The following is a 25,739-nucleotide window of genomic DNA, read 5'->3' on the forward strand; positions in this document are numbered from 1 at the left end:
ATGACGGATGAGGAAAAGCTTCGCGATTACCTGAAGCAGGTGACCGCCAAGCTGCGCCAGACTCGTCAGCGGCTGCGTGAGGAGAAGGAGCGCAGCCGCGAGCCGATCGCGATCGTCGCGATGGGCTGCCGTTACCCGGGCGGGGTGCGCAGCCCCGAGGAGCTGTGGAACCTCCTGGAGTCGGGCGGGGACGCCATCGGCGGCTTCCCGCAGGACCGCGGCTGGGACGTCGAGGGGCTCTTCGACCCCGACCCGGACCACCCGGGCACCTCCTACGCGGTGGCGGGCGGGTTCCTCCAGGGCGTCGGCGAGTTCGACCCGGCGTTCTTCGGGATCAGCCCGCGTGAGGCGCTGGCGATGGACCCGCAGCAGCGGCTGCTGCTGGAGGTCTCCTGGGAGGCGCTGGAGCGCGCGGGCATCGACCCGTCCTCGCTCAAGGGCTCGGCGACCGGCGTCTTCGCGGGCGCCTTCGCCTCCGGCTACGGCGCCGACCTCGCGGGCACCGCCTCCGAGGGCTACCTGATGACCGGCGTGTCCACCAGCGTGCTGTCCGGCCGCGTCTCCTACACCCTGGGTCTGGAGGGCCCGGCGGTCACGATCGACACGGCCTGCTCGTCCTCCCTGGTCGCCCTGCACCTCGCCTGCCAGGCGCTGCGCACGGGCGAGTGCAACCTGGCGCTCGCCGGCGGGACGACGGTGCTGTCCACGCCCGCGGTCTTCATCGGCTTCTCCCGCCAGCGCGGCGTGTCCGCCGACGGCCGCTGCAAGTCATTCGGCGCCGGTGCGGACGGCTCCGGCTGGGCCGAGGGCGCGGGCATGGTCGTCCTGGAACGCCTGTCGGACGCGCGGCGCAACGGCCACCAGGTGCTCGCGATCGTCGCGGGCAGCGCGTTGAACCAGGACGGCGCGTCCAACGGTCTGACGGCGCCGAACGGTCCTTCCCAGCAGCGTGTCATCCGGGCGGCGTTGCAGAACGCGGGGATCGGTCCGTCGGACGTGGACGTGGTGGAGGCGCACGGTTCGGGGACGTCGCTGGGCGACCCGATCGAGGCGCAGGCGGTGATCGCGGCCTACGGCCAAGGGCGCGCCGAGGACCGGCCGTTGTGGCTGGGCTCGGTGAAGTCCAACATCGGGCACTCGCAGTGCGCCGCCGGCGCGGCGGGCATCATCAAGACCGTCATGTCGCTGCGGAACCAGCAGTTGCCGCGGACGTTGCACGTCGACGAGCCGTCGCCGCTGGTCAACTGGTCGGCGGGGAACGTCAAGCTGCTCAAGGACCCGGTGGCCTGGCCCTCGGACGGCGAGCGGGTGCGGCGCGCCGGTGTCTCGGCGTTCGGGATCAGCGGGACGAACGTCCACATCATCCTGGCGGAGCCGCCGGCCGAGGAGCCCGCGACGGGTGGGGAGGACGACGGGACCGACCTCCCGAAGACCGCGGACGGTACGGGCTCGGCGGGCGGGCGTCCGGTGGTTCCGGTGGTGTCGGGTGCGGTGCCGTGGGTGGTGTCGGGTCGTTCGGACGCTGGGTTGCGGGCGCAGGCGGGGCGGTTGCGGGAGGCGTTGGTCGCGCGGCCGGGGCTGGACGCGCGGGATGTGGGGTGGTCGTTGGCGGTGTCGCGTGCGGTGTTCGAGCATCGTGCGGTGGTGTTGGACGGTGGTGCGGACGGTTTTGCGGGGTTGGGGGCGTTGGCTGGGGGTGGCGAACTGATCCCGGCCGCGGGTGTGGTGTCGGGTGTGGTGTCGGCGTCGGGTACCGGTCGTTCGGTGTTTGTGTTTCCGGGTCAGGGTGCGCAGTGGGTGGGGATGGGGCGGGAGTTGTTGGGGTCGTCGCCGGTGTTTGCGGCGCGGTTGGCGGAGTGTGGGGCGGTGTTGGAGCCGTTGGTGGGGTGGTCGTTGGTGGAGGTGGTGGCGGGTTCGGGTTCGGGTGTGGAGGGGTTGGGTTCGGGGTTGTCGTTGGGGTCGGCTGAGGTGTTTCAGCCGGTGTTGTGGGGGGTGTTGGTGGCGTTGGCTGCGGTGTGGGAGTCGGTGGGGGTGGTGCCGGATGCGGTGGTGGGTCATTCGCAGGGGGAGGTTGCGGCGGCGACGGTGGCGGGGGTGTTGTCGTTGGGGGATGCGGCGCGGGTGGTGGTGGCGCGGTCGCGTGCGTTGTCGGGGTTGGGTGTGTCGGGGTCGATGGTGTCGGTGGTGATGCCGGAGTCTCGTGTGCGGGAGTTGATGGCGCCGTGGGGTGAGCGGTTGTCGGTGGCGGCGGTGAATGGTCCGGCGGCGGTGGTGGTGTCGGGTGAGCCGGGGGCGGTGGAGGAGTTCGAGGGGGCTTTGGCGAGGGCGCGGGTGTTGCGGTGGCGGTTGCCGGTGGTGGATTACGTGGCGCATGCGGCGGGTGCGGATGGTCTGGAGGGTGTGCTGCGGGCGGAGTTGGGGGGGATCGTGCCGGGTCCGGCGCGGGTGCCGATGTTTTCGACGGTGCGGGGTGGGTGGGTTGAGGGGCCGGAGTTGGATGCGGGGTATTGGTTTGCGAATGTGCGGGAGACGGTGCGGTTCGCGGATGCGGTGGGGGCGTTGCTGGGTGAGGGGTTCCGGTCGTTCGTGGAGGTGTCGGCGCAACCGGTGTTGACCGGGCCCGTGGCGGAGTGCGCGGAAGAGGCGGGTGTGGAACTCGCTCTCGTCACGGGGACGGTGGAGCGTGAGGACGCGGGTGCGCGTCGTCTGGTGGAGTCGTTCGCGCGGGCGTTCGTGGCGGGTCTGCCTGTGGACTGGGCGGCCGTCGTCGGCGGTGGCGAGCTGGTGGAGCTGCCGACCTATCCCTTCCAGCGGCAGCGCTTCTGGCCCGAGGCGAGCACCGTCGCACCCGCGGCGGTCATGATCGGTGGGGTCGAGGAGCGGTTCTGGGCGTCGGTGGAGTCCGGGGATGTCGCCGCGTTGGCGCAGTCGCTGTCGATTGAGGATGCGGAGGGTCTGGCGGAGTTGGTGCCGGCTCTGGCGGCGTGGCGCAAGGGTGAGCGGGAGCGTTCGGCGACCGAGAACTGGCGCTACCGGGTGACGTGGGCTCCCGTGGCCGAGCCCGCCGCCGGTTCGTTGACCGGGCGTTGGCTGCTGGTGGTGCCGGAGGGCTGTGACCTCGCCGGTTCGGTGGAGGGTGCGCTGTCCGCCCGCGGTGCCGAGGTCGTCACCGTGGAGATCGCCGCCGGCGAGCCGAATCGTACGGGCCTGGCGGAACGGCTCGCCGCCGTGACGGACGGCGACGTGGCCGGAGTCGTCTCGCTGCTCGCGCTCGACGAGGCCGAGGCGACCGGAGTGTCGCAGGTGGCCGCGGGACCGACCGCGACGCTGGCTCTCGTCCAGGCACTGGGCGACGCCGGGGTCGACCGGGCGCCGTTGTGGGTGGTGACGCGGGGCGCGGTGGCGGCGCTGCCCGGTGAAGCCCCCGGGAGCCTGGTGCAGGCGCAGGTGTGGGGGATGGGTCGGGTGGTCGGTCTGGAGCATCCGGAGCGGTGGGGTGGTCTGGTCGATCTGCCGGAGGTGTTCGACGAGCGGGCCGGGGCCCGGCTGTGCGCGGTGCTGTCGGGTGCCACGGGTGACGAGGACCAGCTCGCCATCCGCAGTACGGGGATCGTGGGTCGGCGTCTGACCCGGGCTCCGCGCCCCCGGATGGCGGGGGAGGCGTGGGCGCCGCGGGGTTCGGTGCTGGTGACCGGTGGTACGGGGGCGATCGGCGGGCACGTGGCTGGTTGGCTGGCGGAGCGTGGCGCGCCGCGGATCGTCCTGACCAGCCGCAGCGGCCCGGCCGCGTCCGGGGTCGCGGCGACGGCGGCCCGGTTGGCGCAGGCCGGCAGCGGTGTGGGTGTGGTGGCGTGCGACATCGCCGACCGGGACCAGGCCACCGGGCTCGTGGCCCGGATCGCGGCCGACGGTCCCGCGCTGACCGCCGTCCTGCACACCGCCGGTGTCGTGGCGAACACCGCGGTCGCCGAGACCACGCCGGACGGCCTGCGGACCGTACTCGCCGCGAAGGCGGCCGGCGCGGCGCTGCTCGACGAGCTGACGGCGGACGCCGATCTGGACGCGTTCGTGCTGTTCTCCTCGATCGCGGCGACCTGGGGCTCCGGCCTCCAGCCCGCCTACGCGGCGGCCAACGCCTCCCTCGACGCGCTCGCCGAGGACCGCCGCTCGCGCGGCCTGCCCGCCACCTCCGTGGCCTGGGGCCCCTGGGACGGCGGCGGCATGACCGACGCCGAGGGCGCCCGCTACCTGGAGCGGCGCGGCCTGAAGCTGATGGACCCCGCGGCGCTGCTGCGGGTGCTGGGCGAGGCGCTGGACACCGGCGAGGCGCGGCTGACGGTCGCTGACGTCGACTGGGCGCGCTTCGCCCCGGCGTTCACGATGCGCCGGCCCAGTTCGCTGATCGCCGACCTGCCCGAGGTCGCCGGCGCGGCGGACCCGGACGAGGAGGAGGACGCCTCCGGGCCGGCGGGCGCCGGCGAGCGGACCGAACTCGGCCACCGGCTCGCCGGACTGGCTCCCACGGACCAGGAGCGGCTGCTCGTCGGCCTGGTCCGGGCCGACGCCGCGGCGGTGCTCGGCCACGCGACGGGCGACGAGGTGGAGCCCGGCCGGGCGTTCAGCGACCTCGGCTTCGACTCCGTGATGGCCGTCGAACTGCGTAACCGGCTCGGTGCGGTCTCCGGCCTGCGGCTGCCCGCGACGCTGCTGTTCGACTACCCGACGCCGCTGGCGGTGGGCGCGTACCTGCGCGAACAGCTCGGCGGCGTGCCCGCCGGCGTGTCCGCCGCCGAACTGCCCGCGACCGTGGCGCCCGACGGCGACCCGGTCGCGGTCGTGGCGATGGGCTGCCGCTTCCCCGGCGGGGTGCGCACCCCCGAGGACCTGTGGGAGCTGGTCGCCTCCGGCACCGACGCGGTCTCCGCCTTCCCCACCGACCGCGGCTGGGACATCGACGCGATCTACCACCCGGACCCGGAACACCCCGGCACCTCCTACGTGCGCGCGGGCGGCTTCGGCCAGGCCTTCGGCGACTTCGACCCGGGGTTCTTCGGGATCAGCCCGCGTGAGGCGCTGGCGATGGACCCCCAGCAGCGGCTGCTGCTGGAGACCTCGTGGGAGGCGTTCGAGCGGGCCGGTATCGACCCGACGGCGCTGCGCGGCAGCCAGACCGGTGTGTTCGTCGGAGCCTCGCCCTCCGGCTACAGCGCGAGCCTCGGCGACCTCGACGGCCACATGATCACCGGCAACGCGGCGAGCGTGATGTCGGGCCGCATCTCCTACGTCCTGGGCCTGCAGGGGCCCGCAGTCACCGTGGACACGGCCTGCTCGTCCGCGCTCGTGGCACTGCACCAGGCTGCCCAGGCGCTGCGCAACGGCGAGTGCTCGCTGGCGCTGGCCGGCGGCGCCTGGGTGACGGCGAACCCCGCGGTGTTCGTCGGCTTCAGCCAGACCCAGGGCCTGGCGCCCGACGGCCGCTGCAAGGCGTTCGGCGCCGGCGCGGACGGCATGGGCATCGGCGAGGGCGTGGGCGTCCTGCTGCTGGAGCGGCTGTCGGACGCGCGCCGCAACGGCCACGACGTGCTCGCGGTGGTGCGGGCCAGCGCGGTCAACCAGGACGGCGCGTCCAACGGCCTGACCGCCCCCAACGGCCCCTCCCAGCAGCGGGTCATCCGCGCCGCCCTGGCCGCCGCCGGGCTCACCGGCGACGAGGTGGACGCCGTCGAGGCGCACGGCACCGGCACCGTCCTCGGCGACCCCATCGAGGCCCAGGCCCTGCTGGCCACCTACGGCCAGGAGCGGTCCGAGGACCACCCGCTGTGGCTGGGCTCGGTGAAGTCGAACATCGGCCACACGCAGGCGGCCGCGGGCGTGGCCGGTGTGATCAAGATGGTGATGGCGCTGCGGCACGGCGTGCTGCCGCGCACGCTGCACGCCGAGGAGCCGTCGCCGCACGTGGACTGGTCGGCCGGGAACGTCCGACTGCTGACCGAACCGCTGCCGTGGACGCCCGAGGGACGGCCGCGCCGCGCCGGCGTGTCCGCGTTCGGCATGAGCGGCACCAATGTGCACACCATCCTGGAGCAGGCGCCGGAGCCGCCGGCCGCCGAGCCCGACGGGCCGGCCACCCCGCTGGTCACCGGCGTCGTGCCGTGGCCGCTGACCTCCCGCACCGCCGACGGGCTCGCCGCACAGGCCGGCCGGCTCGCCCGCCTCACCGGTGCGCAGGCGCCGGCCGACGGGGACGTGGCGTGGTCGCTGGCCACCACGCGCTCGGTCTTCGAGCACCGAGCGGTCGTGCTGGGCGGCGAGGGCGTCGACATCTCGGCAGCCGAGGGCGTCCGCGTCCTCGCCGAGGGCGGCGCGGCGCCGTCCGTGATCACGAACGCGGCGGGCGACGTCGGCAAGGCGGTGTTCGTCTTCCCCGGTCAGGGTGCCCAGTGGGTCGGCATGGGACGCGAGCTGTACGCCTCCTCGCCGGTGTTCGCGGCGCGGTTGGCGGAGTGCGCGGCGGCTCTCGCGCCGTTGGTGGAGTGGTCGTTGGTCGATGTGCTCTTGGGCGTGGAGGGCGCGCCGGGGCTGGAGACCGCGGAGGTCGTCCAGCCGGCGCTGTGGGCGGTGATGGTGTCGCTGGCCGCGCTGTGGGAGGCGGCCGGCGTCACCCCGGACGCGGTGGTGGGCCACTCGCAGGGCGAGGTGGCGGCCGCGACCGTCGCCGGAGTGCTGTCCCTGGAGGACGGCGCCCGCGTGGTCGTCGTGCGCTCCCGGGCCCTGTCGGGCCTCGGCGACGGCGGCGGCATGGTGTCGGTGGTCATGCCGGAGGAACGGGTCCTGCCGCTGATGGAGCCGTGGGGCGACCGCCTGTCGGTCGCCGCCGTCAACGCCCCGGCCGCCACGGTGGTGTCCGGCGAGGCGCGGGCACTGGAGGAGTTCGAGGCGGAACTCGCCAAGGCCCGCATCATGCGCTGGCGGGTGCCCGAGACCGACTTCGTGGCGCACTCGGCGCGCGTGGAGGCCCTGGAACCGCTGCTGGCGGCCGAGTTGGCCGGGGTGACGGCCCGCGCGGGCCGCGTCCCGATGTTCTCCACGGCCCTGTCCCGCTGGCTGGCCGGCGAGGAGGCCGACGCGGGCTACTGGTACGCGAACGTCCGTCGGACCGTCCGATTCGCCGACGCCGTACGGGCGTTGGCCGGCGAGGGCTTCCACACCTTCATCGAGGTCTCCCCGCACCCCACTCTTGAAGCCGCGGTCGCCGACACCTTCGACGACACCGGCACCGCCGTCGTCCCGGTGGTCAGCGGAACCACCCACCAGGACTCCAGCGGCGCCGTGCAACTGCTGTCGGTCATGGCCCGGGCCTGGGCGAAGGGCGTGCCCGTGGACTGGGCGAAGGTGGTCGGCGGCGGGACCCGCGTCGACCTGCCCACCTACGCCTTCCAGCGTCGCCGCTACTGGCCGGAGCCCGCCGCCGTCCGCGGTCCCGGCGCGGCGTCCCCCGCGGGAGAGGGCTCTTCCCCCGCGGCCGAGGCGGAGTTCTGGTCCGCCGTCGAGAACGGGGACCTGCGCGCGCTGGGCGACACCCTCGCCCTGGACGGGCGGCGCTCGTTCGACGAGGTCGTCCCGGCGCTCGCCGCCTGGCGCCGCCGCGCACGCGAACGCGCGGTGACCGACAGTTGGCGCTACCGCGTGTCCTGGACGGCCGTCGCCGACCCGGACACGGACCGGCTCACCGGGACCTGGCTGGTCGTCACGCCCCCGCGGGCCGACAGCCCCGCCGAGCCGATCGCCGCGGCCCTGCGCGGCCGCGGCGCCCACGTCGTGGAGATCGAGGGCGACACCGGGCGCGAGGTGCTCGCGCGGCGCCTGGCCGCCGCCGCGGACGACGGCACCGGCCTGTCCGGTGTGGTGTCGCTGCTCGCCCTGGAGGAGGCGGCGCTGCCCGGCCTGCCCGAGGTGCCGGCCGGCCTGGCCGGCACGCTCGCCCTGGTCCAGGCCCTCGGCGACCTCGGCTTCGACGCCCCGCTGTGGGCCCTGACCCGTGGCGCCGTCGCCACCGGCGCCGGCGAGGCCCTGACCAACCCGCTCCAGGCCCAGGTCTGGGGCCTGGGCCGGGTCGTCGCGCTGGAGAGCCGCGACCGCTGGGGCGGCCTGATCGACCTGCCGCCCGTCCTCGACGACCGCGCCGCCGCCAGGCTGTGCGGCGTGCTGGCCGGCTGCGGCGAGGACCAGGTCGCCCTCCGCGGCGCCGGGATCACGGCCCGCCGCCTCGTGCACGCCCCGCGCGCCGAGACCGCCCCGCGCGCCGAGGACACCGCCGACGCCTGGACCGGGCGCGGCACCGCGCTGCTCACCGGCGGGACCGGCGCGCTCGCCGCGCAGGTCGCCGACTGGCTGGCCGCGCGCGGCACCGAACGGGTGGTGCTGACCAGCCGCTCGGGCGCCGGCGCCGCGGGCGCCGCGACCCTCGCCGCCGACCTGGCCGCCCGCGGCACCCGCGTCGAGATCGTCGCCTGCGACGCGGCCGTACGCGGGCAGGTCGCCGGCGTGCTCGCGCGCATCGGCGCCGGCGGCCCGCCGCTGACCGCCGTGGTGCACACCGCCGGCACCCTCGACGACGGGCTGCTCGACGGCCTCGACGCGCACCGCCTGGCGTCCGTCCTCGCGGCCAAGGCGCTCGGCGCCACCCACCTGCACGAGCTGACCGCGGACCTCGACCTCGACGCGTTCGTGCTGTTCTCGTCCGCCGCGGCCACCCTCGGCGGCGCCGGACAGGGCAACTACGCGGCCGCCAACGCCTACCTGGACGCGCTCGCCGAGCACCGCGCCGGGCACGGCCTGACCGGCGTGTCCCTGGCCTGGGGACCGTGGGCCGGCGGCGGCGTCGCCGAGGCCAACGACGCCGTCCGCCAGCGCATGCGCCGCGGCGCGCTGCCCCCCATGGAACCCGACCTCGCCCTCAAGGTCTTCGGGCACGCGCTCACCGGCCCCGACAGCCTGCTCGCCGTCATGGACGTCGACTGGCCGCAGTTCGCCACCGCGCCGGCCCCCTTCATCGCCGACCTGCCCGAAGTCGCCGCGGCCGTGGCGGAGTCGGCCGCCACACCGGCCGACGGCAACGCGCCGGCCGCGCTGGACAAGGCCGAACTCGCCGAGCAGCTCGGCGGCATGCCCCCCGCCGAGCAGGAGCGGGCCCTGATCGAACTGGTCCGCACCGGTGCCTCCGCGGTCCTCGGCCACGGCAGCACCGACACCATCGACGCCGACCGCGCCTTCAGCGACCTCGGCTTCGACTCGCTCACCTCCCTGGAGATGCGCCAGCAGGTCAGCCGCGTCACCGGGCTGCGCCTGCCCGCGACCCTGCTCTTCGACCACCCGACCCCGGCGGTGCTCGCCCGCCACCTGCGCGTCGAGCTCTTCGGCGACGCGGAGGCCGTCCCCGAGGCCCCCGCGGCCCCTGCCGCGCCCACCCCGGCCGCCGCCACCGGCGACGACCCGGTCGTGATCGTGGCGATGGGCTGCCGCTACCCCGGTGACGTGCGCGACCCCGACGGCTTCTGGCGGATGCTCGCCACCGGCACCGACGCCATCGGCGACTTCCCGCGCGACCGCGAGTGGCCGCTCGACCAGCTCTACGACGCCGACTCCAGCCGCGAGGGCACCTCCTACGTGCGCGGCGGCGGCTTCGTCCACGAGGCGCCCGACTTCGACGCGGCGTTCTTCGGGATCAGCCCGCGCGAGGCGCTGGCGATGGACCCGCAGCAGCGGGTGCTCCTGGAGGTGTCCTGGGAGGCGCTGGAGCGGGCCGGGTTCGACCCGCGCGCCCTGCGCGGCACCCGCACCGGCGTCTTCGTCGGCGGCGCCACCTCCAACTACGGCGCCGGACTCCAGACCGCCCTCCAGGGCTCCGGCGGCCTGGAAGGCCACCTGATGACGGGCAACGCGACCAGCGTGCTGTCCGGCCGCGTCTCCTACGCCCTCGGCCTGGAGGGCCCCGCGGTCACCGTGGACACCGCCTGCTCCTCGTCGCTGGTCACCCTGCACCTGGCCGCGCAGGCCCTGCGCAACGGCGAGTGCGACCTCGCGCTCGCCGGCGGCGTCACCATCATGGCCACCCCCGGCGACCTCGTGTCCTTCTCCCGGCAGCGGGGGTTGGCGGCGGACGGGCGGTCGAAGGCGTTCTCGGCGTCGGCCGACGGCATGGGCATGGCCGAGGGGGTCGGCATGCTGGTGGTGGAGCGGCTGTCGGACGCGCGCCGCAACGGGCACCGGGTGCTGGCCGTGGTGCGCGGCAGCGCGGTGAACCAGGACGGCGCGTCGAACGGCCTGACGGCTCCGAACGGCCCGTCCCAACAGCGGGTCATCCGCGCCGCGTTGGCCAGCGCGGGACTGACCGCCGCCGACGTGGACGCGGTCGAGGCCCACGGCACCGGCACCGAACTCGGTGACCCGATCGAGGCACAGGCGCTCATGGCGACCTACGGCCAAGGCCGGGGCGAGCAGCGGCCCTTGTGGCTCGGTTCGGTGAAGTCCAACATCGGCCACACCCAGGCGGCGGCAGGAGCCGCCGGCCTGATGAAGATGGTGCTGGCGCTCCAGCACGCCGAGTTGCCGCGCACGCTGCACGCCGACGAGCCGTCCCCGCACATCGACTGGACGGCGGGCAACGTCCGCCTGCTCACCGAGCCGCGGGAATGGCCGGCGGACGGGGACCGGCCGCGTCGCGCGGGCGTGTCGTCCTTCGGCATCAGCGGGACGAACGCGCACGTGCTGCTGGAGGAGGCGCCCGCGCAGGACGCTTCCGAGCCGGCGCGCGAGCCCGTGCCCGGCGTCCTCCCGGGGACGACGGCGGTGCCCTGGGTGGTGTCGGGCCGTACGGACGCGGCACTGCGGGACCAGGCCGGTCGGCTGCGGGAACTCGTGGTGGCGCGGCCGGAGACCGGCGCGCGGGAGGTCGGGTGGTCCTTGGCGTCGTCGCGGTCGGTGCTGGAGTACCGGGCGGTGGTGGTGGAGGGCCGCGCGGAGGGCCTCGCGGCGGTGGCGACGGGTCAGCCGGCGTCGGGTGTGGTGACGTCGGGTGGTGTGGCCGCCGGTCGTGGCCGGGTGGGGTTCGTGTTCGCGGGTCAGGGGTCGCAGCGGGCGGGGATGGCGGCGGGGTTGTATGCGGCGTCTCCGGTGTTCGCGGTGGCGTTCGACCGGGTGTGCGGGCTGCTTGGGTCCCATCTTGATGTGCCGTTGCGTGAGGTTGTCCTTGACGGTGTCGAGGGTGATGGGCGTGCGGATTTGACGGTGTTCGCGCAGGCGGGGCTGTTCGCGTTGCAGGTCGGTCTGGTGGAGGTCCTCAAGGCGGCGGGGGTGCGGCCGGCCGCGGTGGCGGGGCATTCCGTGGGTGAGGTGGCGGCGGCTTATGTGGCGGGTGTGCTGTCGCTGGAGGATGCGTGTGCGCTCGTGGCGGGGCGTGGTCGGGTGATGCAGGCGCTGCCGGAGGGTGGTGCGATGGCGTCGATCGCCGTGTCCGAGGCGGAGGTTCGGGCGGAGATCGGTGAGCGTGCGGATGTCGGGATCGCTGCGGTCAACGGCCCGGCCGCGGTGGTGGTGTCGGGTGAGCGGGACGCCGTGGACGCGGTGGCGGGGGTGTTCGCCGGGCGCGGGGTGCGGGTGCGTTCGTTGCGGGTGAGCCATGCGTTCCATTCGCACCGGATGGACCCGGCGCTGGACGAACTGGCTCGGATCGCGGGCGGGTTGACGTATGGGCAGGCTGGGGTGCCGTGGGTGAGTACGTCCACGGGTGCCGTGGTCGAGTCCTGTGACGGCTCGTACTGGGCCGAGCAGGCGCGGGGGGCTGTGCGGTACGCCGACGCCGTGACGGCCATGGCCGGCCTCGACGTGGACGTCTTCCTGGAGATCGGACCCGACGGCACCCTGTCCACGCTGGGCACGGAGACCGCTCCTGACGCGGAGTTCGTGTCCCTGCAACGCCCGGGACACGACGCCGCGCAGGCGTTCGTCACCGGGCTCGGCCGCGCGTGGGTGCGGGGGGCGGAGGTCGACTGGGCCGCGCTGATCGGCACCGCGGACCGCGTCGAGCTGCCGACGTACGCCTTCCAGAGCCGGCGGTTCTGGCCGGTGCCGGTGCCGCGGCGGCAGGACGCGGCGTCCGTCGGGCTCGACACCACCGGGCACCCGCTGCTCGCCGCGGCCGTCGGGCTCGCCGCGGGCGGCGGGCTGATCCTGACCGGCGCGCTCTCCCCGGCCGCGCAGCCGTGGCTTCCCGACCACGCGGTCGGCGGGAGCGTGCTGCTGCCCGGGACCGCGTTCGTCGAGATGGCGGTCCGCGCCGGCGACCTCGCCGGCTGCGGCCGCCTGGACGAGCTGACCCTGGAGTCGCCGCTGCCGTTGCCCGGCGGGAGCCGCTCCGTACAGGTCCAGGTGGTGGTGGGCGAACCGGATCGGGACGGCTGTCGCGGGATGGAGATCCACTCGCGGCCCGCTGACGCGGACGGCGCCGCGGAGTGGACCCGGCACGCGACCGGGCGGCTCGCCCCGTCCGGCGCCGCGGACCGCCCGGAGGAACTGGCCGTCTGGCCGCCGCAGGGCGCGACACCGGTGCCCATGGACGGCTTCTACGACCGGCTGGTCGGCGACGGCTACGCGTACGGCCCCACGTTCCGCGGCCTGACCGCGGTCTGGCGCCGCGGCGAGGAGGTGTTCGCCGAGATCGCGCTGCCCGAGCAGGCCGCGGCCGACGCGGCGGCGTACGGGCTGCACCCGGCGCTGCTGGACGCGGCGCTGCACGCCTCGATGCTCGCCGGCCCCGTCGTCAAGGAGGCCGGTCCCGGCGAGATCCTGCTCCCGTTCGCCTGGCAGGGGGTATCCCTGCACGCCTCCGGCGCGGCCGCGCTGCGCGTGCGCCTCACCCGGGACGCCCACGGCGACGGCCTCGCGTTGGACGTCGCCGACGCCGCCGGGGCGCCGGTGCTCACCGTCGCGTCGATGGTGTCCCTGCCGGTGCCCGCGACCCGCCTCGGAGCGGCCGCCGGCCCGGCCACCCCCGAGGGATTGTTCGCCGTGGACTGGACGCCGATCGGCGGCGACGCCCCGGCCGGCCGCGTCGTCCTGGTCGGCCCCGACCCGTACGGCCTCGCCGCCGCGGGCACGGGAGGCACGGGCGGCCTCCCGGGTTCCGGTTCCGGCGCGGAGGCCCCCGCCCCGGGGATCGCCGGCACCCACCCGGACCTGGACGCGCTCGCCGCCGCGGTCGCCGCCGGCGAACCGGTGCCCGACGTCGTGCTCGCCTGCGCCGGCATGCCGCCGGCGGGCGGCGGCGACGTCGCCGCCTCGGCCCGGGCGGCCGCCGGCCAGGCGCTCTCCCTCGTGCAGCGCTGGCTGGCCGCCGACGACCTCGCCGCCGCCCGCCTGGTGCTGGTGACCCGCGGCGCGGTGGCCACCGGCCCCGGCGAGGACGTCACCGACATGGGCGGCGCCGCCCTGTGGGGCCTGGTCCGCTCCGCGCAGTCCGAGAACCCCGAGCGGCTGGTGCTCGCCGACCTGCCCGCCGACGGCACCGGCGGCGCGGACACCCTGCTGGCGGCGCTCGGCGCCGCGGAACCCGAACTCGCCGTCCGCGCCGGCGTGGTGCACGCCCGCCGTCTCGCCCGGCCGGCAGCGGGACTGATCCCGCCGTCCACCGGCGCATGGCGGCTGGAGGCGGTCGCCCGCGGCACCCTCGACGGCCTCGCGCTGGTCGAGCACCCGCCGGCCGAACGGCCGCTCGATCCCGGTGAGATCAGGGTCGCGGTGCGCGCCGCCGGCGTGAACTTCCGCGACGTGATGGCCACCCTCGACCTGCTGCCGCTGGACCGCGACCCCGACGGCGGCCTGCTCGGCAGCGAGGTCGCCGGCGTGGTCACCGAAGTCGGCTCGGACGCGGGCGACGTCGCGGTCGGCGACCGCGTCATGGGCATGCTCACCGGCGGCGCCGGACCCGTCGCCGTACTCGACGCCCGGCTCGCCGCACCCGTCCCCGCCGGCCTGACCTTCGCCCAGGGGGCCGCGATACCCGTCGCGTTCGCCACCGCCTGGTACGGCCTGGTGGACCTCGCCCGGGCCCGGCGCGGCCAGAAGGTGCTGATCCACGCCGCCGCCGGCGGCGTCGGCATGGCCGCCGTGGCCATCGCCCGCCACCTCGGCCTGGAGGTCTACGCCACGGCCAGCCCGGCCAAGTGGGGCGCGCTGACCGCCGCCGGCCTCGACGAGGCACACCTCGCCTCGTCGCGTGACGCGCGCTTCGAGGAGCGCTTCCTCGCCGCGACCGGCGGCGCCGGCGTCGACCTCGTCCTCAACGCCCTGGCCGGAGAGCTGACCGACGCGTCGCTGCGCCTGCTGCGCGCGGGCGGCGAGTTCGTCGAGATGGGCAAGACCGACATCCGCGACGCCGAACAGATCGCCTCCGCGCACCCCGGCGTGCGCTACCGGGCGTTCTCCACCGGCGAGGCGGGCCCGGACCGGCTCGCGGAGATCCTGGCCGAGGTCACGGCGCTGCTTGCCACCGGGCAGCTCGCCGCGCCGCCGGTGCGCTGCTGGGACATCCGACGCGCCCCCGACGCGCTGCGGTTCATGAGCCAGGCCCGGCACGTCGGCAAGATCGTGCTCACCGTGCCGGCCGCGCCGCGCCCGGCCGGCACGGTCCTGCTCACCGGCGGCACCGGCACCCTCGCCGGCCTGGTCGCCCAGCACCTGGCCGACTCCGGCCGGGCCGGCCGGCTGGTGCTGGCCAGCCGGTCCGGACCGGCCGCCGCGGGCGTGCCCGCCCTGGCCGCGCGACTGGCCGGCTCCGGCGCCGGCACCAGCGTGGTGTCGTGCGACTCCGTCGACCGCGCCACGCTCTCCGGTCTGCTGGACGGCCTGCCGTCCGACCGGCCGCTGACCTCCGTCGTGCACCTCGCCGGCGTCCTCGACGACGCCGTGGTCACCTCCCTCACCGGCGACCGGCTGGACGCGGTCATGCGGCCGAAGGCCGACGCGGCCTGGAACCTGCACGAACTCACCGCGGACCTCGACCTGGACGCGTTCGTGCTGTTCTCCTCCGCGGCCGCCACCTTCGGCGGCTCCGGCCAGGGCAACTACGCCGCCGCCAACGCCTTCCTGGACGGCCTCGCCGCGCACCGCAGCGCCGCCGGCCTGGCGGCGACCTCGCTCGACTGGGGCCTGTGGGCCGAGGCCAGCAGCATGACCGGCGAGCTGACCGAGGGCCAGAAGGGCCGGATCGCCCGCAGCGGCATGGCCCCGCTGCCCGCCGACACCGGCCTGGCCCTGCTCGACACCGCGGTTCGCCGGGACGAACCGCACCTGGTGACCGCCCTGCTCGACGTGCCCGCCATGCGGGCGAAGGCCGCCCGCGGCGAGCAGGTGCCCGCCCTGTGGCGCGGCCTGGCCGGCGGCGCGGCCCGCCCGACCGCCGGCGCCGCGCCCGTCGCGGAGGATGTCTCGCTGGTCCGGCAGCTCGGCGGGATGGCCCCCGAGGAGCGCGACCGGATGCTCACCGAACTCGTCCGCGCGCACGCCGCCGACGTCCTGGGCCACTCCTCGCGCGACGCCGTCGAACCCGGACGGGCCTTCAAGGACCTCGGGTTCGACTCGCTCACCTCGGTCGAGCTGCGCAACCGCCTCAACCTCGCGACCGGACTGCGGCTCGCGCCCACCCTCGTCTTCGACCGGCCGACCTCCGCCGCGATCGCCGAACACCTGCGGGACCTGCTCTTCGCCGACGAGCCGGACACCGCGCGGCCGACGGTCTTCGACGAGCTGAGCCGGCTCGAGGCCACCCTCGACGACCTCTCGGCCGACCACGAGACCCGCGCCGACGTCACCCGGCGCATGCGGGCGATCCTGTCGCGCTGGATCGACGGCAAGGGCGCGCCGCAGACCGGTGACGAAGAAGCACCGGTCGACCTCGATCAGGCCACACCCACCGAAGTGTTCGACTTCCTGGACCGAGAGCTTGGTTCCAACTGATGAGAGAACAAGACATGGAGAGCCAGGAGAAGCTCTTCGCCTACCTCAAGCGGACCGCCTCCGAACTCCAGGAAACCCGCAAGCGGCTGCGCCGCATGGAAGCCGCGGAACACGAGCCGATGGCGATCGTCGGCATGGGCTGCCGCTTCCCCGGCGGCGTGCACGGCCCCGACGACCTGTGGCGGCTGCTCGCCGCCGGCGGCGACGCGATCGGTCCCTTCCCGACCGACCGCGGCTGGGACCTCGGCCAGCTCTACGACCCCGACCCCGACCGCGTCGGCACCTCCTACGTGCGCGAGGGCGGCTTCCTCGAAACGGCCGCCGGGTTCGACCCGGCCTTCTTCGGCATCTCCCCGCGCGAGGCGCTGTCCATGGACCCGCAGCAGCGGGTCCTGCTCGAAACCTCGTGGGAGGCGATCGAGCACGCCGGCATCGACCCCGCCACCCTGCGCGGCAGCCGCACCGGCGTCTTCGTGGGCGCCGGCGCCTCCGCCTACGAGGTGCTCGGCGACGAGGGCGCGGGCTACCAGATCACCGGCAACGCCAGCAGCGTCATCTCCGGCCGCGTCGGCTACGCCCTCGCCTTCGAGGGCCCCTCGCTCACGGTGGACACCGCCTGCTCCTCGTCGCTCGTCGCGCTGCACCTGGCGTGCATGGCGCTGCGCAGCGAGGAGTGCTCGCTCGCCCTGGTCGGCGGCGTCACCGTCATGCCGCGCGCGGGCCTGTTCGTGGACTTCTCCCGGCAGCAGGGCCTCGCCGCCGACGGCCGGTGCAAGCCGTACGCGGAGGCGGCCGACGGCACGAGCTGGGCCGAGGGCGTCGGCGTGCTCCTCGTGGAGCGGCTGTCGGACGCGCGGCGCAACGGCCACGACGTGCTCGCCGTGGTCCGCGGCAGCGCGGTCAACGGCGACGGCGCGTCGAACGGCCTCACCGCGCCCAACGGCCCCTCCCAGCAGCGCGTCATCCGCGCCGCGCTGACCAGCGCCGGCCTCACGGCCGCCGACGTGGACGTGATCGAGGGCCACGGCACCGGCACCCGGCTCGGCGACCCGATCGAGGCCGCCGCGCTGATCGCGACCTACGGCCAGGACCGGCCCGAGGGCCGGCCCGTGCGGCTCGGCTCGGTCAAGTCGAACATCGGCCACACGCAGGCCGCCGCGGGCGTGGCCGGCGTGATGAAGATCGTGCTGGCCCTGCGCAACGAACTCCTCCCGCGCACCCTGCACATCGACGAGCCGTCCTCGCAGGTGGACTGGACGGCCGGGGACGTCAGCCTGCTCACCCAGACGGAGGCGTGGCCGGCGGGCGACCGCGCGCGGCGCGCGGCGATCTCCGGGTTCGGGATCAGCGGCACCAACGCGCACGTCATCATCGAGGAGGCACCCGCCGCCGGAAGCGGGAACGGCTCCGACGGCGGCCCGGACGACGGCACCGAGGACGTGTCCGCGACATCGCCGTCCGCCCCGCCGGTGGTGTCGGGTGCGGTGCCGTGGGTGGTGTCGGGCCGCTCGGACGCGGCGTTGCGCGAACAGGCGGAGCGGCTGCGCGCCGCGGTCGAGGCCCGGCCGGAGTCGGCAGAGGGCCGGGCGGCCCGGGACGTGGCGTGGTCGCTGGCGGTGTCCCGGTCGGTGTTCGAGCACCGCGCGGTGGTGCCGGGGCCGGCGTACGCGGAGGGGCTGGCGGCACTGGCCGGCGGTGAGCCGTCCGCCGGCGGGGTGACCGCCGGTCGTGGCCGGGTGGGGTTCGTGTTCGCGGGTCAGGGGTCGCAGCGGGCGGGGATGGCGGCGGGGTTGTATGCGGCGTCGTCGGTGTTCGCGGTGGCGTTCGACCGGGTGTGTGAGGTGGTGGAGCGGGATCTCGGTCTGCCGGTGCGTGAGGTGGTGTTGGAGGGCGCGGAGGGTGATGCGCGTGCGGATTTGACGGTGTTCGCGCAGGCGGGGTTGTTTGCGTTGCAGGTGGGGTTGGTGGAGGTTTTGGCGGCGTGTGGGGTGCGGCCGGTTGCGGTGGCGGGGCATTCGGTGGGTGAGGTGGCGGCGGCTTATGTGGCGGGTGTGTTGTCGCTGGAGGATGCGTGTGCGCTCGTGGCGGGGCGTGGTCGGGTGATGCAGGCGCTGCCGGAGGGTGGTGCGATGGTGTCGATCGCGGCTGCGGAGGCGGAGGTTCGGGCGGAGATCGGTGAGCGTGCGGATGTCGGGATCGCTGCGGTCAACGGTCCGGCTGCGGTGGTGGTGTCGGGTGAGCGGGATGCGGTGGACGCGGTGGCGGGGGTGTTTGCCGGGCGTGGGGTGCGGGTGCGTTCGTTGCGGGTGAGTCATGCGTTCCATTCGCACCGGATGGACCCGGCGCTGGACGAACTCGCCGGTGTCGCCGACGGGTTGGCCTTCGGAGCGGCGCGCGTCCCGTGGGTGAGTACGTCCACGGGTGCGGTCGTGGAGTCCTGTGACGGCTCGTACTGGGCCGAGCAGGCGCGGGGTGCTGTGCGGTACGCCGACGCCGTGGCGGCCATGGCCGGTCTGGATGTGGACGTGTTCGTGGAGATCGGTCCTGACGGGACGCTGTCCGCGCTGGGTGCGGGTGCGGTGCCTGACGCGGAGTTCGTGTCGTTGCAACGCCCTGGACATGACGCGGCGCAGGCGTTTGTCACCGGGCTCGGCCGCGCGTGGGTGCGGGGGGTGTCCGTGGACTGGGCGGCGCTGATCGGTTCGGGCGAGCGGGTGGACCTGCCGACGTACGCCTTCCAGCACCAGCACTACTGGCCGCGCTCGGTCCTCGGGGAGGCCGACCTGGCCTCGGCCGGCGTGGCCGCGATGGGCCACCCGCTGCTGCTGGCGTCGGTGGAACTGGCCGGTGACGGGGGTGTGGTGCTGACCGGCCGGCTGTCGCTGAGCGCGCAGCCGTGGCTGGCCGACCACGCGGTGGGCGGCACCGTGCTGCTGCCCGGCACCGCCTTCGTGGAGATGGCGATCCGGGCCGGCGACGTCGTCGGTTGCGGTCGGCTGGACGAACTCACGCTCGAAGTGCCGCTGGTGCTCGCCGAGGCGGCCGGCACGCAGGTCCAGGTGACGGTCGGCCCGCCCGAGGACGGGCTGCGGCCGGTCGAGGTGCACGCACGGCCGTTCACCGGCGACAGCGACGCACCGTGGACGCGGCACGCCGGCGGCACGCTGATGGCCGCCGAACGCCCGGTGCGCATGGACGAGTTCGCGGTCTGGCCGCCGCGGGGCGCCGACCCGGTCCCGCTCGACGAGTGGTACGAGCGGATGGCCGCCGGCGGCAACGGCTACGGGCCCGCCTTCCAGGGGCTGCACGCGGCCTGGCAGGCGGACGGCGCCGTCTTCGCCGAGGTGCGGCTGCCCGACGTCGTGGCGTCCGAGGCGAGCGGGTTCCGGCTCCACCCGGCGCTGCTCGACGCCGCGTTGCACGTCTCCGGGCTCGTCCTGCCGACCGGACGCAGGGGCGAGGTCCCGCTGCCGTTCGCATGGCGCGGCGTGTCGCTGTACGCCGCCGGCGCCTCGATCCTGCGGGTCCGGCTCGCGCCGGATCCCTCCGGCGGGCTCACACTGGCCGCCGTCGACGGCCGTGGCGCGCCGGTCATCGCGGTGGACTCGCTGGTCATGCGCGCGATCAGCGCCGGGCACGTGAACGACGCGGTGGTGCGCGAGGGGCTGTTCGGCGTGCAGTGGGCGCCCGTGGCGGCGGCCGACGGTGCCGCGCCCGGCCGCGTGGTGGCGCTCGGCGCGGCCCCCGCGGGCCTGGCGGCGGAGGCCGTCTACCGCGATCTCGCCGAACTCGCCGCGGCCGTGGTCGCGGGGGAGCCCGTACCCGACCTCGTGGTCGCGCCGGTGCCGCCCGCCGGGACCGAGGGCGCGGTCGCCGACGCCGCGCACCGGGTCACCGCCGACGTGCTGGCCCTGGTACAGGGCTGGTTGGGCACGGAGGAACTGCCGTCCTCGCGGCTGGCGGTCGTGACGCGCGGCGCGGTCCCGACCGGCCCCGGCGAGGGCGTCACGGACCTGGCGGCCGCCGCGGTGTGGGGCCTGGTGCGCTCCGCGCAGTCGGAGAACCCGGAGCGGTTCGTGCTCGTGGACCTGCCCGCCCCGGCCGCGGGAGGCGCGAGCGGGGCGGCCGACGCGGACACGCTGCTCGCGGCGCTGGCGTCGGGTGAGCCGGAGGTGGCGGTCCGGGGTGACGCGGTGCTGGCGCGGCGCCTGGTGCGTCCTGACGCGGGGTTGCGGCTGCCGGAGGGTGGTGGTGCGTGGCGGGTGGAGGTGGAGCGTCCGGGGACGCTGGAGGGTCTGGGTGTGGCCGGGTACCCGGAGGCCGGGGCGGCACTGGCGCCGGGGGAGGTGCGGGTGGCGGTGCGTGCCGCGGGGGTCAACTTCCGCGACGTGCTGATCACGCTGGGCATGTATCCGGGCGCGGCGTTGCTGGGCAGTGAGGTCGCCGGCGAGGTGACCGACGTCGGTCCGGGTGTCACCGGGCTGGCGGTCGGCGACCGGGTGATGGGCATGGTCACCGGCGGGTTCGCCGACCGGATGGTGGTGGACGCCCGCTCGATGGTCACGGTCCCGGCCGGCTGGTCGTTCGCGCGCGCGGCGGCGGTGCCGATCGTCTTCTGCACCGCCTGGTACGGGTTGGTGGATCTGGCTCGGGCGCGGTCGGGGCAGCGGGTGTTGATCCATGCGGCGACGGGTGGGGTGGGGATGGCGGCGGTGCAGATCGCGCGTCATCTGGGGTTGGAGGTGTTCGCGACGGCGAGTCCGGGGAAGTGGGGCGTGCTGGCGTCGATGGGTATCGACGAGGCGCACATCGCGTCCTCGCGGGACGCGGGGTTCGAGGTGAAGTTCTGCGGTGGCGTGGACATCGTGTTGAACGCGCTGGCGGGGGAGTTGACGGACGCGTCGCTGCGGTTGCTGCGTGGTGGCGGGGTGTTCCTGGAGATGGGCAAGACCGACCGCCGCGAGCCCGAGCAGGTCGCGGCCGCCCACCCCGGCGTCACCTACGTGCCGTTCGAGACCGGCGAGGCGGGCGTCGAGCGCATCGGAGAGATGCTGACCGAGGTCCGCGACCTGCTCGCGGCCGGAACGCTGGGCGCCGCGCCGGTCCGCTGCTGGGATCTGCGGCGCGTCGGCGACGCGCTGCGCTTCATGAGCCAGGCCCGGCACGTCGGCAAGAACGTCCTGACGGTGCCCGCGCCGGAGCGTACCGGCGGCACCGCCCTGATCACCGGCGGCACCGGGACCCTTGCCGCCGTCGTGGCCCGGCACCTGGCCGCGACCGGCCGCGCCGCGCACACGCTGCTGCTCAGCCGCACCGGCCCGGCCGCACCCGGCGTGCCCCGCCTCGCGGCGGAGCTGGCCGCCGCAGGCGCCGGCACCACCGTCGTGTCGTGCGACGCGGCGGACCGGGACGCGCTGGCGGGCGTGCTCGACGCGCTGCCCGCGGACCGCCCGCTGACCACCGTGGTGCACGCGGCCGGCGTCCTCGACGACGGCGTGATCACCTCCCTCACCCCCGAGCGGCTGGCGACCTCGCTGCGGCCCAAGGCGCACGCCGCCTGGAACCTGCACGAACTGACCGTCGAACGCGGCCTGGACCTCGACGCGTTCGTCCTCTACTCCTCGACCGCCGCCACGTTCGGGGGCGCCGGCCAGGGCAACTACGCCGCCGCCAACGCCTTCCTCGACGGCCTCGCCGCGCACCGCCACGCCGCCGGACTGCCCGCGACCTCGCTGAACTGGGGCCTGTGGGCCGAGGCCAGCACCATGACCGGCTCCCTCGACGACAGCCAGCGGTCCCGGATCGCCCGCGGCATGACCGCCCTGTCCGCCACCGACGGACTCGCGCTCTTCGACGCCGCCACCGTCCGCGACGAGTCGCTGCTCGTCACCGCGGTCCTCGACGTCGCGGGCGTCCGGGCGGCGGCCGCCCGCGGCGAGGCGGTCCCGGCGATCTGGCGCGCCCTCGCCGGCGGCCCGGCCCGTCCGACCGCCGCCGGGGCCGCGCTCGGCTCGGGCACCCTGAAGGAGCAGTTGGCCGCACTGCCGGCCGCCGAGCAGCCCAGAGCCCTGGTCGGCATGGTGCAGGCGAGCGCCGCCGCCGTGCTCGGCCACGCCTCGGCCGACGCGGTGAGCCCGCAACGCGCCTTCAAGGACCTCGGGTTCGACTCGCTCACCTCCGTGGACCTGCGCAACCGCATCAACTCCGCGACAGGGCTGCGCCTGCCCTCGACGCTCATCTTCGACTACCCCACCCCGGCGGCCCTCGCCGAGCACCTGCGCGCCGAACTCCTCGGTGACGCCCAGCCGGTGGCGCCACCCGCCGCCCCGGTGGCGGTGGCCGCCGCCGACGGGCGCGAGCCGATCGCGATCGTCGGCATGGGCTGCCGCTTCCCCGGCGGCGTGCAGAACCCCGAGGACTTCTGGGCGATGCTCGCCGAAGGCCGGGACGGTGTCGGCGACTTCCCGCCCGACCGCGGCTGGGACGTCGAGGCGCTCTACGACCCGGACGCCACGCAGGCCGGCACCTCGTACGTGCGCGAGGGCGGTTTCCTGCGCGACGCGGGCGAGTTCGACGCCGCGTTCTTCGGCATCGGCCGGCGCGAGGCGCTGGCGATGGACCCGCAGCAGCGGCTCGTGCTGGAGACCTCCTGGGAGGCGCTGGAGCGCTCCGGCATCGACCCGGACACCCTGCGCGGCACGCCGACCGGCGTCTTCACCGGCGGCGCCACCTCCGGCTACGGCCTCGGCCTCGACATGGACGAGGCCGAGGGGTACCTGATGACCGGCACCATCGGCAGCGTCATCTCCGGCCGGGTGGCCTACACCCTCGGCCTGGAGGGCCCGGCGCTGACCGTCGAGACGGCCTGCTCCTCCTCGCTGGTCGCCCTGCACCTGGCCACCCAGGCGCTGCGCAACGGCGAGTGCTCGCTCGCCCTCGCCGGCGGCGTCACCATCATGGCCACGCCCGGCACCTTCGTCGACTTCTCCCGCCAGCAGGGCCTGGCCCGCGACGGCCGCTGCAAGGCGTACGCGCAGTCCGCCGACGGAACCGGCTGGGGCGAGGGCGTCGGCATGGTCGTGCTGGAACGCCTGTCGGACGCCCGACGCAACGGCCACCGGGTGCTGGCCGTGGTACGCGGCAGCGCGGTCAACCAGGACGGCGCGTCCAACGGCCTGACCGCCCCGAACGGCCCCTCCCAGCAGCGCGTCATCACCGCCGCGCTGGCCGGCGCGGGACTGACCGCCGCCGACGTGGACGCCGTCGAGGGCCACGGCACCGGCACCACCCTGGGCGACCCGATCGAGGCCCAGGGACTGCTGGCCACCTACGGTCAGGAGCGCCCCGACGACCGTCCGTTGTGGCTCGGTTCGGTCAAGTCGAACATCGGGCACACCCAATGGGCCGCGGGCGTTGCGGGCGTGATCAAGATGGTGTTGGCTTTGCAGCACGGCGTGCTGCCTCGCACGCTGTACGCGGAGGAGCCCTCGCGCCGTATCGACTGGTCGGCGGGAGGCGTGCGGCTGCTGGACGAGGCGGTGGAGTGGCCCGCGAACGGTGAGCGGGTGCGGCGGGCGGGTGTGTCGTCGTTCGGCATCAGTGGCACGAACGCGCACGTGGTGCTGGAGGAGGCGCCGGCGGAGGCCGGGGCAGAGGTGGCCGCCGGGACCGCTCCCGGGATGTTCTCGGGTGTGGTGCCGTGGGTGGTGTCGGGTCGCTCCGATGCCGCGCTGCGCGGCCAGGCGGGGCGGTTGCGTGAACTGATGGTGGCACAGCCGGAGTTGGCGGCGCGGGATGTGGCGTGGTCGTTGGCGGTGTCGCGGTCGGTGTTCGCGCACCGCGCGGTCGTGGTGGGAGACGGTGGTCTGGCCGGGCTGGGCGCCGTGGTGGCGGGACAGCCGGCGGCGGGAACCGCCGTGGGTGTGGCGCCGGCGACGGGGGTGGGCCGGTCGGTGTTCGTGTTCCCGGGCCAGGGTGCGCAGTGGGTCGGGATGGGCCGTGAACTGCTCACGTCCTCACCGGTGTTCGCGGCGCGGTTCGCGGAGTGCGGTGCCGTGCTGGCGCCGTTCGTCGGATGGTCCCTGGAAGCGGCGCTCACCGACGCGGAGGCCCTGGAGCGGGTGGACGTCGTCCAGCCCGTGCTGTGGGCGGTGATGGTGTCGCTGGCGGCGGTGTGGGAGGCGGCCGGAGTACGGCCGGACGCCGTGGTCGGCCACTCGCAGGGCGAGATCGCGGCCGCCGTCGTGGCCGGCCTGCTGTCCGTCGAGGACGGCGCGCGCGTGGTGGCCCTGCGCTCGCAGGCCCTGCGGGCGCTGGCCGGCAAGGGCGGCATGGTGTCCGTCGCCCAGTCCGCGGAGGAGGTGAAGGAGCGGATCGCGCAGTTCGGAGATCGGTTGTCGATCGCGGTGGTCAACAGTGTGGAGGCAACGGTGGTGAGCGGACAGGTCGACGCACTCGACGCGTTGGTCGCCGGCTGCGAGGCCGACGGGGTCCGGGTGCGGCGGCTTCCGGTGGACTACGCCTCGCACAGCGCGCAGGTGGACGGGCTGCGGCAGGAGATCCTCGACACCCTGGCCCCGGTGACGCCTCTGGTCGACGGGTCGGCGGTGCCGATGCTGTCGGCGATGTCGGGGGAGTGGCTGGATGCCGCGGATCTGGGTGCCGGGTACTGGTTCGAGAGCCTGCGGGCGCCGGTGGAGTTCGACCGTGCGGTGCGCACGCTGGCCGACGCCGGCCACGGGGTCTTCGTGGAGATGTCCGCCCACCCGGTCCTGGTCGCCCCCGTGACGGCGACACTGGAGGACGCGGGCCAGGCCGCTCCGGTGGTCGTCGGGTCGCTGCGGCGTGACGAGGGCGGACCGCAGCGCCTGCTGACGTCCATGGCCGAAGCCTGGGTGCAGGGCGTCGAAGTGGACTGGGCGGCCGTGATCGGCTCGGGCGAGCGCGTGGACCTGCCGACGTACGCCTTCCAGCACCAGCACTACTGGCCGAAGGCGAACGTGGGCGCCGGCGACATCGCCTCCGCCGGACTGAGCGTCCTCGGCCACCCCTTCCTCCTCGCCTCGGTGGAGCTGGTCGGAGACGGCGGCACGGCGATGACCGGCCGGCTGTCGCTGAGCGCGCAGCCGTGGCTGGCCGACCACGCGGTCGGCGGCACCGTCCTGCTGCCCGGCACCGCCTTCGTGGAGATGGCGATCCGGGCCGGCGACGTCGTCGGCTGCGGACACCTGGACGAACTCACACTCGAAGCACCGCTGCTGCTCTCCGACACGCCCGTCCAGGTCCAGGTGGTGGTGGGCCCGGACGACGGCGGTGTGCGCACCGTGGCGGTCCACGCCCGCCAGGGCGGCGACGGCGACGGCGCGCCGTGGGTGCGCCACGCGACCGGCACGGTCTCCGCGGCCGGGCCGGCCCCGACCCCCGGCGACCTGGTGGTGTGGCCGCCGCGCGACGCGGCCCCCCTCGCGGTGAGCGACTGGTACCCCCGCATGGCCGCCGACGGCTACGACTACGGCCCGTCCTTCCAGGGCCTGCGGGCCGGATGGCGGCGCGGCGACGAGGTGTTCGCCGAGGTCGCCCTGCCCGAGCAGGCGGCCGGCGAGGCGGGTTCCTTCGGCTTGCACCCCGCGCTGCTGGACGCCGCGCTGCACCTGTCGGGGCTGGTCCAGGAGCCGGGCCGGCCCGGTGAGGTCCGGCTGCCGTTCGCGTGGACGGGCGTGGGCCTGCAC

At 75.4% G+C, this 25,739-nt stretch carries 2 protein-coding genes (1 of these 2 cut by a window edge); both read left to right on the plus strand.

Going from position 1 to position 25,739, the window contains the following annotated elements; translation table 11 throughout:
* Positions 1 to 16,011 (plus strand): type I polyketide synthase, encoded by a 16,011-nt coding sequence (locus RVR_RS38790; protein WP_272933128.1) that lies wholly within the window; start codon positions 1 to 3, stop codon positions 16,009 to 16,011.
* On the plus strand, positions 16,011 to 25,739 hold the 5' portion of the coding sequence (locus RVR_RS35765; protein ID WP_202238182.1) for a type I polyketide synthase. Its footprint extends 3,069 nt past the window's final position; the window shows 9,729 of its 12,798 coding nt (coding positions 1-9,729); the start codon lies at positions 16,011 to 16,013; its stop codon lies off the right edge, out of view. The genes RVR_RS38790 and RVR_RS35765 overlap by 1 nt, the downstream gene beginning before the upstream one ends.

It is taken from the genome of Streptomyces sp. SN-593 (genome assembly GCF_016756395.1).
Lineage (GTDB): Bacteria > Actinomycetota > Actinomycetes > Streptomycetales > Streptomycetaceae > Actinacidiphila > Actinacidiphila reveromycinica.

Bases quoted from the DNA above. Each gene is read 5' to 3' on its own strand.
- RVR_RS38790 (WP_272933128.1), top strand. From the start codon at position 1: ATGACGGATGAGGAAAAGCTTCGCGATTACCTGAAGCAGGTGACCGCC.